This window comes from Thalassococcus profundi (genome assembly GCF_003344785.1).
In the GTDB taxonomy this organism is placed as follows: Bacteria; Pseudomonadota; Alphaproteobacteria; order Rhodobacterales; family Rhodobacteraceae; genus Puniceibacterium; species Puniceibacterium profundi.
In genome coordinates, this window is sequence record NZ_QPMK01000003.1 from 442,304 (window position 1) to 457,746 (window position 15,443).

General features: G+C 66.2%; 17 protein-coding genes. 10 read left to right on the forward strand and 7 right to left on the reverse strand.

All coding sequences use genetic code 11. The annotated features are described in order from the left end of the window. Positions 1–97: 97 nt before the first annotated feature. The 5 genes from DU478_RS06335 to DU478_RS06355 all read left to right on the forward strand — a co-directional run bounded on the left by DU478_RS06335 (position 98) and on the right by DU478_RS06355 (position 5,365). Positions 98–883, forward strand: a complete 786-nt coding sequence (locus DU478_RS06335) for a hypothetical protein (protein WP_147276322.1) — start codon at positions 98–100, stop codon at positions 881–883. Further along, the gene (locus DU478_RS06340; RefSeq protein WP_114510091.1) at positions 880–1,968 is read left to right on the forward strand and encodes a tetratricopeptide repeat protein; all 1,089 of its coding nucleotides are present in this window, start codon (positions 880–882) and stop codon (positions 1,966–1,968) included. The genes DU478_RS06335 and DU478_RS06340 overlap by 4 nt, the downstream gene beginning before the upstream one ends. A gap of 247 nt (positions 1,969–2,215) precedes the next feature. Next, positions 2,216–3,220, forward strand: coding sequence for a DctP family TRAP transporter solute-binding subunit (locus tag DU478_RS06345; RefSeq protein WP_114510092.1), 1,005 nt, complete (start codon positions 2,216–2,218; stop codon positions 3,218–3,220). Between the two features lie 87 nt (positions 3,221–3,307). Next, a complete protein-coding gene (locus DU478_RS06350) occupies positions 3,308–3,985 on the forward strand; it encodes a TRAP transporter small permease (RefSeq protein WP_114510093.1) in 678 nt (225 codons plus the stop codon). A 3-nt stretch (positions 3,986–3,988) separates the two neighbouring features. After that, positions 3,989–5,365, forward strand: coding sequence for a TRAP transporter large permease (locus tag DU478_RS06355; protein ID WP_114510094.1), 1,377 nt, complete (start codon positions 3,989–3,991; stop codon positions 5,363–5,365). A gap of 232 nt (positions 5,366–5,597) precedes the next feature. Here DU478_RS06355 and tpiA read toward each other — a convergent pair whose 3' ends face one another. The 4 genes from tpiA to DU478_RS06375 form a co-directional block, all read right to left on the reverse strand. After that, positions 5,598–6,341, reverse strand: a complete 744-nt coding sequence (gene tpiA, locus DU478_RS06360) for a triose-phosphate isomerase (protein WP_114510095.1) — start codon at positions 6,339–6,341, stop codon at positions 5,598–5,600. A 337-nt stretch (positions 6,342–6,678) separates the two neighbouring features. After that, a complete protein-coding gene (locus tag DU478_RS06365; protein ID WP_114510096.1) occupies positions 6,679–7,059 on the reverse strand; it encodes a HesB/IscA family protein in 381 nt (126 codons plus the stop codon). Positions 7,060–7,086: 27 nt separating this feature from the next. Continuing rightward, positions 7,087–7,629, reverse strand: a complete 543-nt coding sequence (locus DU478_RS06370) for a sugar O-acetyltransferase (protein WP_114510245.1) — start codon at positions 7,627–7,629, stop codon at positions 7,087–7,089. Between the two features lie 23 nt (positions 7,630–7,652). Further along, positions 7,653–8,015 carry an SUF system Fe-S cluster assembly protein gene (locus DU478_RS06375; protein WP_114510097.1) on the reverse strand — a complete coding sequence of 121 codons (363 nt, stop codon included), beginning with the start codon at positions 8,013–8,015 and terminating at the stop codon, positions 7,653–7,655. Between the two features lie 228 nt (positions 8,016–8,243). Between DU478_RS06375 and ubiG the strand changes: the two genes are divergently transcribed. After that, entirely contained in the window at positions 8,244–8,951 is a 708-nt protein-coding gene (gene ubiG / locus DU478_RS06380; RefSeq protein ID WP_114510098.1) for a bifunctional 2-polyprenyl-6-hydroxyphenol methylase/3-demethylubiquinol 3-O-methyltransferase UbiG, read from the forward strand. Continuing rightward, positions 8,948–9,337 (forward strand): DUF4149 domain-containing protein, encoded by a 390-nt coding sequence (locus tag DU478_RS06385; RefSeq protein ID WP_114510099.1) that lies wholly within the window; start codon positions 8,948–8,950, stop codon positions 9,335–9,337. The genes ubiG and DU478_RS06385 overlap by 4 nt, the downstream gene beginning before the upstream one ends. On the opposite strand, the gene DU478_RS06390 is transcribed toward DU478_RS06385, so the two are convergent. Beyond that, on the reverse strand, positions 9,330–10,151 hold the full coding sequence (locus tag DU478_RS06390; RefSeq protein WP_114510100.1) for a LysR family transcriptional regulator: 822 nt from the start codon (positions 10,149–10,151) through the stop codon (positions 9,330–9,332). The two genes, DU478_RS06385 and DU478_RS06390, sit on opposite strands and share 8 nt — an antisense overlap. Positions 10,152–10,245: 94 nt before the next feature. Between DU478_RS06390 and DU478_RS22850 the strand changes: the two genes are divergently transcribed. Then, on the forward strand, positions 10,246–10,410 hold the full coding sequence (locus tag DU478_RS22850) for a hypothetical protein (RefSeq protein ID WP_158545751.1): 165 nt from the start codon (positions 10,246–10,248) through the stop codon (positions 10,408–10,410). An 11-nt stretch (positions 10,411–10,421) separates the two neighbouring features. On the opposite strand, the gene rimK is transcribed toward DU478_RS22850, so the two are convergent. Next, entirely contained in the window at positions 10,422–11,825 is a 1,404-nt protein-coding gene (rimK, locus tag DU478_RS06395) for a 30S ribosomal protein S6--L-glutamate ligase (RefSeq protein ID WP_114510101.1), read from the reverse strand. A gap of 170 nt (positions 11,826–11,995) precedes the next feature. On the opposite strand from rimK, the gene tgt reads away from it, so the two are divergent. Beyond that, complete coding sequence (gene tgt, locus DU478_RS06400; protein WP_114510102.1) at positions 11,996–13,120, forward strand: tRNA guanosine(34) transglycosylase Tgt; 1,125 nt, start codon at positions 11,996–11,998, stop codon at positions 13,118–13,120. A 268-nt stretch (positions 13,121–13,388) separates the two neighbouring features. Here tgt and DU478_RS06405 read toward each other — a convergent pair whose 3' ends face one another. Next, the gene (locus DU478_RS06405) at positions 13,389–13,886 is read right to left on the reverse strand and encodes a hypothetical protein (RefSeq protein WP_114510103.1); all 498 of its coding nucleotides are present in this window, start codon (positions 13,884–13,886) and stop codon (positions 13,389–13,391) included. A 218-nt stretch (positions 13,887–14,104) separates the two neighbouring features. On the opposite strand from DU478_RS06405, the gene DU478_RS06410 reads away from it, so the two are divergent. After that, positions 14,105–15,211 (forward strand): alkene reductase, encoded by a 1,107-nt coding sequence (locus DU478_RS06410; RefSeq protein WP_114510104.1) that lies wholly within the window; start codon positions 14,105–14,107, stop codon positions 15,209–15,211. The last annotated feature ends 232 nt before the right edge of the window (positions 15,212–15,443 follow it).

A 15,443-nucleotide genomic window follows, 5' to 3' on the forward strand; every position in this document is an offset into this window, starting at 1 on the left:
CGTGTCGCCATGGGCGATATTTGCTTGTCAGGCAGCGATTTGCAGGCTTTCATCCAAGTCGAGTATTGGCTGCACGATTTCGAACGGAGTGATTTTCATGCCTTTATTCCGCCTATTCCTCGTGTTCCTTCTGGTCCTTTCGGTTGCCGAACCCGTCGCCGCGAACCGGTTGTGTGGCCAGTACGAAAAGGATTGGGCGCAGATCGAAAAAGCCAAGGATGTCACACCGAAGGACTTGGCCAACGCCTATCTGTCGCTCTACGGCAAGAAGAATTTCGACCGCGAGGCGCAGGCGGTCCTGACCCGCATGACCTCCGAAGGCATCGGGCTGGAGCCCGCGCTCGCCGCGCATCTGGAGCGCTACCACGCGGACAAAAGCGCCGAGGAGCGCGCCAAGATCGAACAGACGGTGCGGTCGCAACTGGGGCTCAGCGCCGAGGTCTTAGAGCTGATCCTGTTCTACGAAGGCGTGGAGGTGACGCTGGACATGGCCGAGGCGCGGCTTCTCAAGTCCATCAAGCGCCGGTCCCTCGATCCCGCTCCGCATCTGCAATTTCTGCGGGACCGGGCTGCCAGCTATGGCAAGATCGGTCTTCGGCCCAGCGCAGCTATGGTCAAGGCCTATACCGAAGCCTGGAACACCTACGAGGTACGCACCGGCGTTCTGGGCGTCGATCCGCTGCCGGTGGGCGGCAAATGTTTCATCGACGCGGCCTACAAGATCGACGGCGCGTTCCGCAGCGACGCGCTCAAGGCGCAGCCCTTCGGCAAGGGCAAGGACCGTTCGCGCCGCTGGAACCGACTGGACGAGGTAACGGCGAAGAACTTCGGCAATGCCTATATCATGGTCCGCGGCGCAGTCTTTGCCGCGGCGCAGGAATGAGACCTCGGCGCCGGGCCGGGTCGGCTCTGGCCGTCGTCCTGGCGGTGTTGGCCGTGCTGCCCGGTGCGGGTGTGGCGCAGGTGCAGGAAGGGATGGTCTGCGCCGCCCGGATCGCTGACGGCGGTTGCACGGCGGAACAGGCGCTGGACCTGCTCGACGGCGCAGAGACACCCGATGCGCTTTATGTGCGCTCGGGTCTGCTGGTGATGGCGAAGGGCCCTGCCGCTCTCGCCGATGCGGCGGTGCTGGTGCGCCGGGCGGCAGAGCAGGGCCATCCGCAGGCGCAGTACGAAATCGGCATAGCACAGCTGCGCCGGGCGACCGAGGGCGAGGCAGAGGCCGCGACGCGGGCAGACCGCTGGCTGCGCGCCGCCGCCGAGCAGAAACACTCAGAGGCCGCTTATGCGCTGGGGCTGGCCTACATGCTGGGCGACGTGCTGCCCGAGAATGCCTACGAGGGCAGCTACCTGCTGGAACAGGCCGCGGCGCAGGATCACGCGGCGGCAAATTTCGAGGCTGGGCGCATCTACCGCGACGGGTTCGGCGTGGCGCAGGATCTGGAGCGTGCCGAGGCCTACTTCGTACGGGCCGGAGAGCTGGGACATCCCGACGCCTTCTACGAGGCCGCGGCGACGATCCTGCGCGAACGCAGCGTCGACCGCGACATGGGCCGGGCGCTGGCCCATGCGCGGCGCGCGGCGGAAGGCGGACATGCGTTCGCGCTGCTGCTGGCCGGGGATATCCTGACCGAGGGGCCGCTGCCGCTGCGCGATGCAAGCCAGGCGCGGGCCTATTTCACCCGCGCGGCGCAAAGTTCTGATGCCAAGGTGGCGCAGCTTGGGCAGCAGCGCCTGCAGCGGCGCACCGGTCCCAGCATCGCCGATGTGATGCGCGGCGACGCCGCCAGCGCCGAGGCAGCGGCCATGTCGACGGAAATGCTGCTGCTTGGCACCGGCATGGCGCTGATGGTGCTGGGCGCGCAGGGTGCCGGCGACATGCCCGGCTATACCCCGAATTACGACCACTACTCCAGCACCGTTCACACATGGTCCGGCATCGCCATCGGAGAGATCGGGCGGCCCTGATCCTCCGGACGGCATGTGCGGGGTTTCGCACTGTGGCCGCTAACGCCTGTGCGGAATTCCGCACAGGCGAATCGGGCCTCGAACCGACCGAATATTCCAAGCCACTGAAAAAAAAGGAAAGACAGAGATTCACGCCGCCGTGAAGCAAATCCTTGCCGTGATCCGATTCGGGTTGTCTTCTATCCGCAGTGGGGCGGTCGAGGAGAGCGCCCCCGATGAGACGAAAATCGTTCCCGGGAGGACACCCATGAAGAAGTTTCTGATGACCGCAACCGCGGTCCTTGCTCTGACGGCCACCGCCCAGACCGCCGCGGCGGCCTGTGACGATGGCGAAATGGTCATCAAGTTCAGCCACGTCACCAACACCGACCGCCATCCCAAGGGCATCGCCGCCAGCCTGCTGCAGGAGCGTGTCAACGAAGAGATGAACGGCACAGCCTGCATGGAGGTTTTCCCGAACTCCACGCTCTACAACGACGACCAGGTGCTCGAGGCGATGCTGCAGGGCGACGTCCAGCTGGCCGCGCCGTCGCTGTCGAAGTTCGAGCAGTTCACCAAGGTCTTCCGCATTTTCGATCTGCCGTTCATGTTCCGTGACATCGACGCGGTCGACGCGTTCCAGACCTCCGAAGCCGGTCAGGCGATGAAGGAATCGATGACCCGCCGCGGCCTGCTGGGCCTGCAGTTCTGGCACAACGGCGTGACCCAGATCTCGGCCAACAAGCCGCTGATCTCGCCGGAAGACGCGCAGGGCCTCAAGTTCCGCGTGCAACCCTCCGAAGTGCTGAAGGCGAACATGGAAGCGCTGGGTGCCAGCCCGCAGCCGATGGCCTTTTCCGAAGTCTACGGCGCGCTGCAGACCGGCGTTGTAGACGGTCAGGAAAACACCTGGTCCAACATCTATGGCCAGAAGTTCTTTGAAGTGCAGGACGGCATCACCGAAACCAACCACGGTGTGATCGACTACCTGCTGGTGACCTCGACCGACTGGTGGGACAGCCTCGATCCAGCGGTGCGCGACCAGCTTGCCACCATCATCGAGGAAGTCACGCTGGCGCGGAACGCCGAATCCTTTGCGGTGAACGAAGAGGCCAAGCAGGCGATCATCGACGCCGGCGGCGTGGTGCGCGAGCTGACCCCCGAGCAGCGCCAGGCCTGGGTCGATGCCATGAAGCCGGTCTGGGACCAGTTCGTGGATGACGTCGGCCAGGAGAACATCGACGCCGCACAAGCGATCAACGCCGAAGGCTGATCGCCCGCACGGGCAGTGGCCGCCCGGTGCCGGACCGGCGCCGGGCGGCCTTTTTCATCGTGCCAAGAAACTCTAGGGGGACATCCGATGTCGCACTACCGGCCGAAAGGCGTTCTGGGGCAAGCCGTTCACGAATTCGAGGAAACCGCCATCGCCGTGCTGCTGGGGCTGATGACGCTGGTGACCTTCACCAATGTCGTGCTGCGCTACGGGTTCAACACCGGGCTGATCTGGGGGCTGGAGGCGGTGACCTTCCTCTTTGCCTGGCTCGTCCTGTTCGGCGTGAGCTACGCCGTCAAGGTCACCGCGCACCTGGGCGTGGATGCGGTGATCAATCTCTTTTCGCCGCCCGTGCGCCGGATCATCGCGCTGGTCGCGGGTGCCATCTGCATCGTCTATGCCTGCATGCTGATGAAAGGCGCGTGGGATTACTGGGCGCCGTTCGCCGGGCTCGACGCCACGACCGGGCGCTGGTTTCCCACCGGGTTCGCCGACAGCCGCGACCAGGCCTGGTACGAGGTCGTGGACATCCCGATGCAGGATTGGCTGCGCTTCATCGAGCCGATCATGAACCAGGGTGAAAGCTACGAGAAACTGCCGCGTTTTATCCCTTACGCGATCCTGCCCATCGGCATGGCGCTGCTGCTCTTCCGCTTCGTCCAGGCCTTCGTGCGGATCTGGACCGGTGACCAGACCAGCCTGATCGTCAGCCACGAAGCCGAAGACGCCGTCGATGACGTCGCCCACATGAATCGCGAGGGCTAAGCCATGGAAGTTGCAATTCTTTTTGTCATGGTGATCGGCCTGATGCTGCTGGGCGTGCCGATTGCCGTCTCCCTGGGCATGTCGTCGATCCTGTTCCTGCTGGTGCTGAGCGACACCTCCATGGCGTCGATCGCGCAGACGCTGTTCCAGGCGATGGCGGGGCATTACACGCTGCTGGCGATTCCGTTCTTCATCCTGGCGTCGAGCTTCATGTCCACCGGCGGCGTGGCGCGGCGGATCATCCGCTTTTCCATCGCCATCGTCGGGCATTTCCCGGGCGGTCTGGCCATCGCGGGCGTCTTTGCCTGCATGATGTTCGCGGCGCTCTCGGGATCAAGCCCGGCAACAGTGGTGGCCATCGGCTCCATCGTCATCGCGGGGATGCGGCAGGTGGGGTACTCCAAGGACTTCGCGGCAGGTGTCATCGCCAACGCGGGCACGCTGGGCATCCTCATTCCGCCCTCGATCGTGATGGTGGTCTATGCCTCGGCCACGGACGTGTCGGTGGGGCGGATGTTCCTCGCGGGGGTGATCCCGGGCCTGCTGGCCGGCACCATGCTGATGTTCACCATCTACATCATCGCCGTGATGCGAAACCTGCCCAAGGGCGAGTGGAAGGGCTGGGGCGAGGTTTTGGCCTCGGGCCGCGAGGCGGGCTGGGGCCTGTTCCTGATCGTCATCATCCTGGGCGGCATCTACGGCGGCATCTTCACGCCGACCGAGGCGGCGGCGGTGGCGGCGGTCTATGCCTTCTTCATCGCCTGCTTCGTCTACCGCGACATGGGACCGCTGAAGACCGAGGAGGGCGCGCGCAACAAGACGCTGCTCGACCGGCCCATCGCGCTGGTCACGGCGTTTTTCCACCGCGACACCCGCGACACGCTGTTCGAGGCGGGCAAGCTCACGGTCACGCTGATGTTCATCATCGCCAATGCGCTGATTCTCAAGCACGTGCTGACCGACGAGCAGATCCCGCAGCACATCGCGGGCATGATGCTGGACGCCGGCTTCGGCGCGGTGATGTTCCTGGTGATCGTGAACGTGATCCTGCTGATCGGCGGACAGTTCATGGAACCCTCGGGCCTCATCGTGATCGTGGCGCCGCTGGTCTTTCCCATCGCCATCGAGCTTGGCATCGACCCCATTCATTTGGGCATCATCATGGTCGTGAACATGGAGATCGGGATGATCACGCCGCCGGTGGGTCTGAACCTCTTCGTGACCTCGGGCGTGGCGGGGATGCCGATGATGCGGGTCGTGCGCGCGGCGCTGCCGTTCCTCGCGGTGCTCTTCGTCTTCCTGATCATGGTGACGTACATCCCGTGGCTGTCGACCTGGCTGCCGACGACCTTCATGGGACCGGAGATCATCGTCAGGTGATCCGATTGAGCGCTACCGCGCGCTCTTGATCTGAAATCTGCGAGGCGACGCTCTGACCGGGGCGTCGCCTTTTCCGATGGGTTTCGGATTTTGCTGAGAAGCGGTTCAGGGGCAGGTCTGCCCTGAACGCGCCATGTCCAGTGTCTTGCGAGTCGCGCCCGCGTCAAGGACACGCCGCGGCACGCCGCGGGGCCTGCGGCCTCCTTGACCCGGTCGCGACTCGCGCAGGCGCTCAGGTGGCGGCGTTGAGGGCCTCGACGATGGGGGCGAAGTCTTCCGCCTTGAGGCTCGCTCCGCCGACCAGCGCGCCGTCGACATGGGGGACGGCGAAGATCTCTGTGGCGTTCGACGCCTTGACGCTGCCGCCATAGAGCAGGCGGGTGTCGCCCGCGACCTCGGAGCCGAAACGGTCCTCGAGTTTCTTGAACATGAACTCGTGCACCTCGGCGATCTGGTCCGTGGTGGGCACCTTGCCGGTGCCGATTGCCCAGACCGGTTCATAGGCGATGACCAGCTGGGTGCCGGTCACTCCGTCTGGTACGGAGCCCGCCATCTGCTCGGCCAGCACCTCGAGCGTTTCGCCGGCCTCGCGCTGGTCCAGCGTCTCGCCGATGCAGAGGATGGCCGTCAGGCCCGCCGCCCAGACCGCTTCGGTCTTGGCGCGCACCACGGCGTCGGTTTCGCCGTGATCGGCGCGGCGTTCGGAATGACCGGTGATGATGTGGCTGGCGCCCGCATCCGCCAGCATCGGCGCCGAGAGGTCGCCGGTATGGGCGCCTTTGTCAGCCGTGTGGCAGTCCTGCGCGCCGATCATCACGCCGCGGGCCCGTTGCGCAGCGGCGTGGATCAGCGTGGCGGGCGGGCAGATCAGCACCTCGGCCGCGCCTTCGTCGGCCTCGGCCAAGGCGTCGATCTGATCGAGGGACGCGGCGGTGCCGTTCATCTTCCAATTGCCTGCGGCAAGTTTGCGGGGCATGGTCGCTCCTGTCATTCGGGGTTTGCGCCATCATCGCGGCGCGGGCCGGAAGGTCAAGGGGACGCGCGCGGCGAGGGACGGCGCTTTTGGGCGCCCGTGGGCGGATGAGTCATCGCTTTCGGCGCGATGCTGGCGATGAGAACCGCGGGCCGGGTCAAGGCACCGCCGCATCGGGTGATCGGGTCAGACGCCGAACGAATCTCGGTGTCGCTGTTCTTGAATCCGAATGGCGACACCGATACGGCACCCTACGGCTCCGCCAAGGTCATGCTGGCCGGAGTGCATTTGGCGAGAGGTTTTGCCGAGACCTGCCGGCACCGGAAACCGACAGCCTGGATCAAGACCCGCTGCGCTCTTCCTCGAGTTCGGAGACGTCCTTGAACTTGATCGACTCGCCGCAGCCGCAGGCGTCGGCGACGTTGGGGTTGTTGAACTTGAAACCCGCTTCCAGCAGCGACACCTCGTAGTCGATCTCGGTGCCGAAAAGGAACATCTGCGCCATCGGCGCGATCATCACCCGGGCGCCGTCCTGTTCGACCACCTCGTCATGGGTGTCGGCGGTATCGACGTATTCCATGGTGTATTCCATGCCCGCACAGCCGCCCTTTTTCACGCCGATGCGCAGGCCGGCGCGGTTGTCGCGGGCCATGAGCCTGGTGATCTGGGACACGGCGGCCGGGGTCATGGTGACGGGGGCCTTGCCGGGAATGCCGAACATGGGAAACTCCTCTTGCCTGATTGGAATTTAAGCGCCGGAACGCTTCGACACAAGGGGGCGGGCCGGGATGCCGCCGACGGTGGTGCCCGGTGCCACGTCATGGGTGACCACCGCACCGGCGCCGATGACGGCGCCCGCGCCGATGGTGACGCCCGGCAGGAGGATCGCGCCGCCGCCGATCCAGGTGCCGTCGCCGATGCTGATGGGGCGGCCGAATTCCAGACCGGCTGCGCGCGTGGCGGGGTCGCGCGGGTGGTCGGCGGTGACGATCTGCACGTAGGGCCCGATATCGACGCGGTTACCGATGGTGATCGGGCAGACATCCAGCAGCACGCAGCCGTAGTTCAGGAAGACATTGTCGCCCAGGGTGATATTGCGGCCATAGTCGACATAAAACGGCGCGCGCACGGCGCAGTCCTTCCCGACACCGCCCAGAAGCTCGGCCAGCGTGGTCTCGCGCCCGTCGTCGCCGTAGGTGGTGGCGTTGTAGGCCGCCATGAGCTTTTGCGCGCGTTTGCGGGCTGCGACGAGATCCGGGGCGCCGGGGCGATAGAGTTCGCCCGCGACCATCGTGTCCCAGGCCGGATCGAGGCTCACATGAAGCCCAGTTCGAGCCGCGCCTCGTCGGTCATCATGTCCATGCCCCAGGGCGGGTCGAAGGTCATGTCCACATCGACCTGCTTGACACCTGCGAGCGGCTCGATCGCCTCAGCGACCCAGCCGGGCATCTCGCCGGCCACGGGACAGCCCGGCGCGGTCAGGGTCATGGTGACGTTGACCGCGTTCTCGGGCGAGATGTCGATGGTGTAGATCAGGCCCAGGTCGTAGATGTTCACCGGGATTTCAGGGTCGTAGACGCTGCGGCACGCCTCGACCACCTGATCGTAGAGCGGGTGATCGGTGCTGGAGGGCGCAATCAGCGGGGCACCTTCAAGCGGGGGGGTGGCGTCGTTCATGAACGGACCTCTGCGGTAGTGTGGGCTTTCCTGAGCAAACATATAGGGAATGCGGGGTGCGACGTAAAGGTCCGCCGGGCGCTCTGGACCCCGGTGCCATGCGGCATATCTGGGCGTCGATGACCGGGCGCCCCGGCGCACGGAACGGCGGTTCCGGCAACGCGATGGCGACCGCTTCCGCAGGTATCGCGACACGGTACCCTACATGGTGCCGGGAAGGGGCAGGACATGACCACACGCAACGACCTCACGATCTACGACACCGTGGCCGCGGACTGGTGGTCCGACGACATCCGTTGGGTGCGCACGCTCAGGAACCTGGTGCCGGGGCGGCTGCGCTGGATGGATCGCCAGATCGACTGGCAGGGTCGCGACGTGCTGGACCTGGGCTGCGCCGGCGGCTTCATGGCCGAGGCGCTGGACGCGCGGGGCGCGCGGGTCACCGGCATCGACCCGGCGGAAAAGGCCATCGCCGCGGCCCGTGCCCACGCCGCGCAGGAGGGGCGCGGGATCGCCTATGACGTGGGCGTGGGCGAAGCGTTGCCCTATGCGGCGGCGTCCTTCGACGCGGTGGTCTGCGTCGACGTGCTAGAGCATGTGCAGGACCTCGACCGGGTGCTGGCCGAGGTGGCGCGGGTGCTGCGGCCCGGCGGGCTGTTCCTTTTCGACACGATCAACCGAAACCCGGTCGCGCGGCTGGCGACAATCACCCTGGCCGAAGACCTCCTGCAACTGCTGCCCAAGGGCACGCATGATCCGGAGATGTTTATCAAACCCAAGGAGTTGAGCGCCGCTCTTGAAACCGCCGGCCTGAAACCAGGGCCGTTCACCGGGCTTGGGCCGCGCGGGGTCAACCGCCGGTTCGACCTGGTTTTCGGACCCCTGCCGCTGACCGCCGTGCTGTACATGGGCAGTGCGCGGAAGGCGTCCGGATGACCGTCCTCGCGCTACTGGTCACGGCGCTGCTCTTTGGCGGCATGGTGCTTTATTCCTTCGGTTTCGCGGCGTTTCTGTTCAATGCCTTGCAGCCGGACGAGGCCGGGCGGCTGCTGCGCCGGGCCTGTCCGCATTTCTACCTTTTCGTGCTTGGCGCCTCGGCGCTGGCTGCGGCGCTGCGGTTCCCGGGTGATCTGATCGGGGCAGCGCTGCTGGCGGCGGTCGCGGTGACGGTGATCCCGGCGCGGCAGGTGCTGATGCCCGCGATCAACGCCGCGTCCGACGCGGGCGACAAGCGGCGCTTCGGTCTGCTGTACGGCGGGTCGGTGATGCTGACGCTGACGCATATCGCGCTGTCCGCTTGGGCCTTGGCCCGCTTCATCTGACCTCAGCCGTCAAAAGCTCTGCCAGCGCGTCCAGCGCCCGCCGCACGGGCGGATCGTGCCGGCCGTCATGGTGGCAGACAAGCCATTCATCGTGGCTGAGCGCGTCGATGCGGGCGCCGATCTGCAGCAGCCCGTCGGGCGCGGCAAAGACCGGCAGGATCACGCGCCCCAGTCCGGCACGTGCCAGATCGCAGGCCAGCCGAGCGTCGGAGGCCGTGGTGACGATCTCGTCGCCATGGCTGTCGCGCAGCCAGCGTTCGGACGGGGTGAGCGCGGACCCCGGGCGGGCGATATATCCGGTCACGCCGCCATCGCGCGCGAAGGCTGCATAGTCGATGCGCCGGGTGCGGCGTCCGGCCAGCCAGGGCTGCTCGGGGCGGCGGTTGCGCAGGCCGATATCCGCTTCGCGGCGGGCAATGTCGACGGTGGCGTTCGAGGCCAGCAATTCCGGCCACCAGTCGCGTCCCGCGCCGGTGAGCGCGTCGGCATGGCGGGCGATGTGCCGGGCCGTCCAGAGGCCGGCGGTGATCCGGACCCTGGGGATCGGGGCAGCGCTTGCAAACGCCTCCAGACCGGCGGTTACCCGGCGCAGGTCTGCCGTTTCTTCCAGCAAAGCGCGGCCGCGCAAGGTGAGGCGATAGCCCTGCGGACCGCGTTCGAAAAGCCGCGCAGAAAGCGCGCGTTCCAGCGCCGACATCCGGCGGCTGAGCGTCGGCGCGGACACTCCGGTGGTTTTCGCCGCCGCCCCCAGGCTGCCGGCATCGGCCACGGCGAGAAACAGCCGCAGGTCGTCGAGCGAAGGCGCGTCTTTCATATCTGGAAGTTCAGTTTCGTGTTTCAGGCGTGTTCCGGCGGAAAATCAAGTCTCATCTTCATCCTGTACCGTCATTTATGCAAGGAAAGACGAGATGATCCTGCCACGCACCGACACGCCCAGGCCGCAAGACCCGCACATGCTGACAAGCTACGAGCACGAACGCGCGCTGCGCGAAGCCGCGGACCTCAAGATCCGCGCGACACGACGCCGCGAGCGTTGGCAATACCTGCGCCGTTGGCTGGCGCGCGCGCGCTGAGCGCCGGAAGATCAGCCCAGCTTGCGCCGCCGCACCGGGGCGGGGCGGACGTTGGTTTCGATGTGATCGTAAAGTAGGCCCGCGATGTTCTTTTTCGACGCGGTTTCAATTCCTTCAAGGCCGGGGCTCGAGTTTACCTCGAGCACCTTCGGTCCGGCTTCGGAGCGCAGAAGGTCGACGCCCGCGAGGTTCAGCTTGAACGCCTTGGCGGCGCGGATCGCGGTGTCGCGCTCTTCCTTCGAGATGCGCACCACCTTGGCTGATCCGCCGCGGTGAAGGTTCGACCGGAAATCGCCCTCCGCCCCGGTGCGCTTCATCGAGGCGACGACCTTTCCGCCGACGACAAGGCAGCGGATGTCCTCTCCGGCGGCTTCCTTGACGAAATCCTGCACCAGGAAATTCGCCCGCAGGCCGCGGAAGGCGTCGATCACCGATTGCGCCGCCTTCTTGGTCTCGGCCAGCACCACGCCCTTTCCTTGGGTGGATTCCAGCAGTTTCACGATCAGCGGCGCGGTGCCCACCAGCCGCATCAGCGAATCCGTGTCCTTGGGCGAGGAGGCGAAGGCGGTGTTGGGCATACCGATCTTGTGCCGCGCCATCAGCTGGTGCGCATGCAGCTTGTCGCGGCTGGCGGTGATGCCTTCGGAGCCGTTGATGCAATGGGTGCCGATGGTTTCGAACTGCCGGATCACGGCGGTACCGTAGGCGGTGACGCTGCTGCCGATGCGCGGGATCACCGCGTCGTAGCGGGGCAGGCGGGCGCCGTCGTAATGCACCTCGGGCGCCATGGCGTTGATCGCCATGTAGCAGCGCGTGGTGTCGATCACCTCGACCGTGTGGCCGCGCTTTTCGCCTTCTTCGACCAGTCGGCGGGTGGAATAGTTGTCCTCGCGGCTGAGCACGGCGATGCGCAACGACCGGTTGGGGGCGGCGGTGCGCACCTGCTTGCTGGAATAGACGTCGTAGCTGAGCTCGGGCTGGCAGAACCGGTCGGTGGCGACGATGGAGATATGATCCTTGAGCGCCTCTCGCCCCAGCAGCATCCGGCTGTTCATCCGGTCGCGGTTGGTCAGCGTCAGTTCGATCCGCCAGCTGTCGTCGCCCACCCGCAGGGTCGAGGCGATGACATAGCGCTGTTCGCTCTCGCCATTGGACGAGGTCACGGTGCGCCGGTCGACGATCCGGGCGGAGCAGGGGATGATGAGGTCGTCGCGTCCGGGCACGGGGTGGATTGTGAACCGTACCTTGGGAGCGTTGGCGGGGCCGAAGGTTTCGATGTCATAGGCATGCAGCGCAGAGGTCCGGGCGCCGGTATCGACCTTGGCCTTGAGCGCGGGAAGGCCGAGGTCAGGCAGCGACACCCATTCCTCCCAGCCGAAGCGGATCAGGTCGGGCATCGGTGCGTCGTCGTTCATGGCGGATCCTTCCAAAACAGGCCGCAGCCCTACCAAGCGGGCCGCAGGCTCGCAAGATCACCTAACGGGGAGGTGTGACGCGCAGGTTAAGACGCACGGGCCGCACCGCGCCCGCGGACCGGCGGCGCGCGGCGCTTGTCTGGCGCGCATGCAGGGCCTAAAGGGTCGGCATGAGCACATCCTTTACCCTGCACGCCACCGATGGCCGCGCCCGCACCGGCGTCATCTCGACCCCGCGCGGCGACATCCGCACGCCCGCCTTCATGCCCGTGGGCACTGCCGGGACGGTCAAGGCGATGCTGCCCGGATCGGTGCGCGCCACCGGGGCCGATATCCTGCTGGGCAACACCTACCACCTGATGCTGCGGCCCACGGCAGAGCGGGTGCACCGGCTGGGCGGGCTGCACAAGTTCATGAACTGGGATCGGCCGATCCTGACCGACTCGGGCGGCTTCCAGGTGATGAGCCTCGCGGACCTGCGCAAGCTCACCGAGCATGGGGTGACCTTCAAGAGCCACATCGACGGGTCGAAGCACGAGATCACGCCCGAGCGGTCGATGGAGATCCAGCGGCTGCTGGGCTCGGACATCGTCATGTGTTTCGACGAATGCCCGGCGCTGCCTGCGACCGACGAAGCCGTGGCAGACTCCATGCGCCTGTCGATGCGGTGGGCGGAGCGATCCAAGCTGGCCTTCGGCGACCGGCCGGGCCACATGCTCTTCGGGATCCAGCAGGGCGGCGTGACCGAGGAACTGCGCGCCGAAAGCGCCAGGGCGCTGACGGGAATCGGTTTCGACGGCTATGCCATCGGCGGGCTTGCGGTGGGCGAGGGGCAGGAGGCGATGTTCGGGGTGCTGGACTACGCGCCGGAGATGCTGCCGGCGGACAAGCCGCGCTACCTTATGGGCGTGGGCAAGCCCGACGATATCGTGGGGGCGGTGAAGCGCGGCGTCGACATGATGGATTGCGTGCTGCCGTCGCGGTCGGGCCGCACCGGGCAGGCGTTTACCCGGCATGGCGTCGTCAACATCAAGAACGCCCGCCACCAGGACGATCCGCGGCCTCTTGACGAGGCCTGCACCTGTCCGGCCTGCCGCGATTATTCCCGCGCCTATCTGCACCATGTCTTCCGCAGCCACGAGATGATCTCGGGCATGCTGCTGACCTGGCACAACCTGCATTACTTCCAGGAGATCATGCAGGGCATCCGCGACGCCATCGCCGCCGGAACGTTCGCGGATTGGGAAGCGGCCTTTCACGCGGGCCGGGCGGCGGGCGATATCGACCCGCTTTAGGGTCAGGATCCATTACTCCTGCGCCGTCAGCGCCTCGAAATGCGCGATTTCAGATGTTTGGCACGCGCCGGGAAGGCTGGCTGCCTTGGCAAGCGGACCGAGCGGCTAAAAGCGTGCATTTCGAGGCGTCCGAAGGATTTGGCGGATTTCCCGCCCTGCTGCCTCTCAATGCTTTGAAATAGAACCACTATTCCGGCAGCATCGCTCGTTGCAGGACAGAAAATCTGCCAAACTGACGGTGCAGGAGTAATGGGTCCTGACCTTGGTATCAGTGCAGCGGCGCGTGCTGCGGCGCGGTTTGCAGGATCAGCGCGCCGCCGCGCAGCGCATCGCCGCCGAACAGCGGATCGACCAGCGCCGTTTCGCATTCGAAGCGCAGCAACAGGCGCGGGGTCTCCAGCATCCCGGTCAACAGCGCCCCCATGCCGCGCCAGTGCGCAGCCTCGCCGAACAGATCGCGCAGCACCGGGTCCATCACGTCATGCGCCAGCCGCTCCGCCGTCAGCCCGGCAAAGGACAGCCCCGCGGTGTCGCGCGCCAGCACCGCGCCGGTCATCTGCGCCCGGTGCGATACCAGCCGAATGCCGTCGGGCAGCACATTGCTGTCGAAGCCCGGAGCGCCCTGCACCGCATCTGCAAAGCTGCCGTGGCGCGTCATCGCCGCCAGCAACCGTTCCACGGTATCGCGGGCAAAGGCTTCGGCGGTGTCCGCCGGGCGGGAGCGGTAGCGGGGCAGGCAGGTCTGGCGGCGGTCTCTGCGGATCATGGCGATGGTCTTTCTGCTCGCGGAACTTTGTTAACCTCAGGATCGCCCGGCAGTCGGGCGAGAATACGCCCGCAGGGCAGCGCGACTGAGGCCATTTCGTGGAGCGGTTCCGGTCGCGGTCTCTGCGGCATGCCGCGCACATCTGCGTGACCGCGGACCTCTGCCGCGTGTTGCGGCGTTGCCGTTGAAATGGCTTCGGAAAAACAAGGACCGCAAAGATGACCGATATCCTCTTTACCCCGTTCATCGCAGGCAAGCTGGCGCTCAAGAACCGCATCGTCATGGCGCCACTCACCCGCAACCGCGCGCGCCACGAGGATGACGCGCCCTATGACATCCACGTCAAGTACTACAGCCAGCGCGCCGGCGCCGGGCTGATCATCTCGGAGGCGACGCAGATCAGCCCCGAAGGCAAGGGCTATGCCTTCACCCCCGGGATCTACAGCCCGGCGCAGCTCGAAGGCTGGACCCGCGTGACCGAGGCCGTGCATGCCAAGGGCGGCAAGATGGTGCTGCAGCTCTGGCACGTCGGCCGCGTGTCGCACACCTCTCTGCAGAAGGGCGGCCAGAAGCCCGTCGGCCCGTCGCCCATCGCCGCCGGGGTGCAGACGTTCGACGGCGAGAAGATGGTCGATACCTCCGAACCGCGGGCGCTGGAGCTGTCCGAAATCCCGCGCCTGCTCGAGGAATTCCGCCTGGCCGCACAGCATGCCAAGGACGCCGGGTTCGACGGGGTCGAGCTGCACGCGGCCAATGGCTACCTGCTGGACCAATTCCTCAAGGACGGGCCGAACCAGCGCCGGGACGACTACGGCGGGTCGCTCGAAAACCGCTCGCGCCTGACCTTCGAGGTGCTGGACAAGATCCTCGAGGTCTGGGATTCCGGCCATGTGGGCATCCGGCTCTCGCCGTTCTCGGGCGCCAACGGCGCGACCGACAGCGATCCGGCGGCGCTGGCGCGCCACGTCGCGACGCGGCTGGGCAAATACAACCTGGCCTACATGCACATGATCGAAGGCCAGACCGGCGGACCGCGCGAATGGCCCGAGGATGTGGACTTAGACGCGCTGAAGCGTGCATCGGGCGCGGCCTACATGGCCAACAACGGCTATGACCGGGACCTTGCGATCAAGCACGTCACCGACGGGCATGTGGACCTCGTGGCCTTCGGCGTGCCCTATCTCGCCAACCCGGACCTTGCCGAACGGCTGGAACAGAACGCGCCGCTTAACGACCCGGATCCCGATACGTTTTACGGCGGGGGCGAGGAGGGCTATACCGATTATCCCTTCCTCGAAGAGGTGCAGTCCAGGAAGGCCGGCTGACGGCCCGGGCCGCACCCCCAGAGCCGAACACTTCCGAAACCGAAACGCGGCCTCTTGCAGGGCCGCGTTTCCATGCCGCGGGGCCGGATCGGCCGCTTGCCGACAAATCGCCGCGACTAAGGCTTGCACCCGTCCCGCGGCCCGGTCATGCTGCGTCAGGCCGGGGGTGGCGCGCGCTTGAAAATGCACATCCGCACCCCACCTTTAAGGTCCAGACCGGGGATGGCCGGGG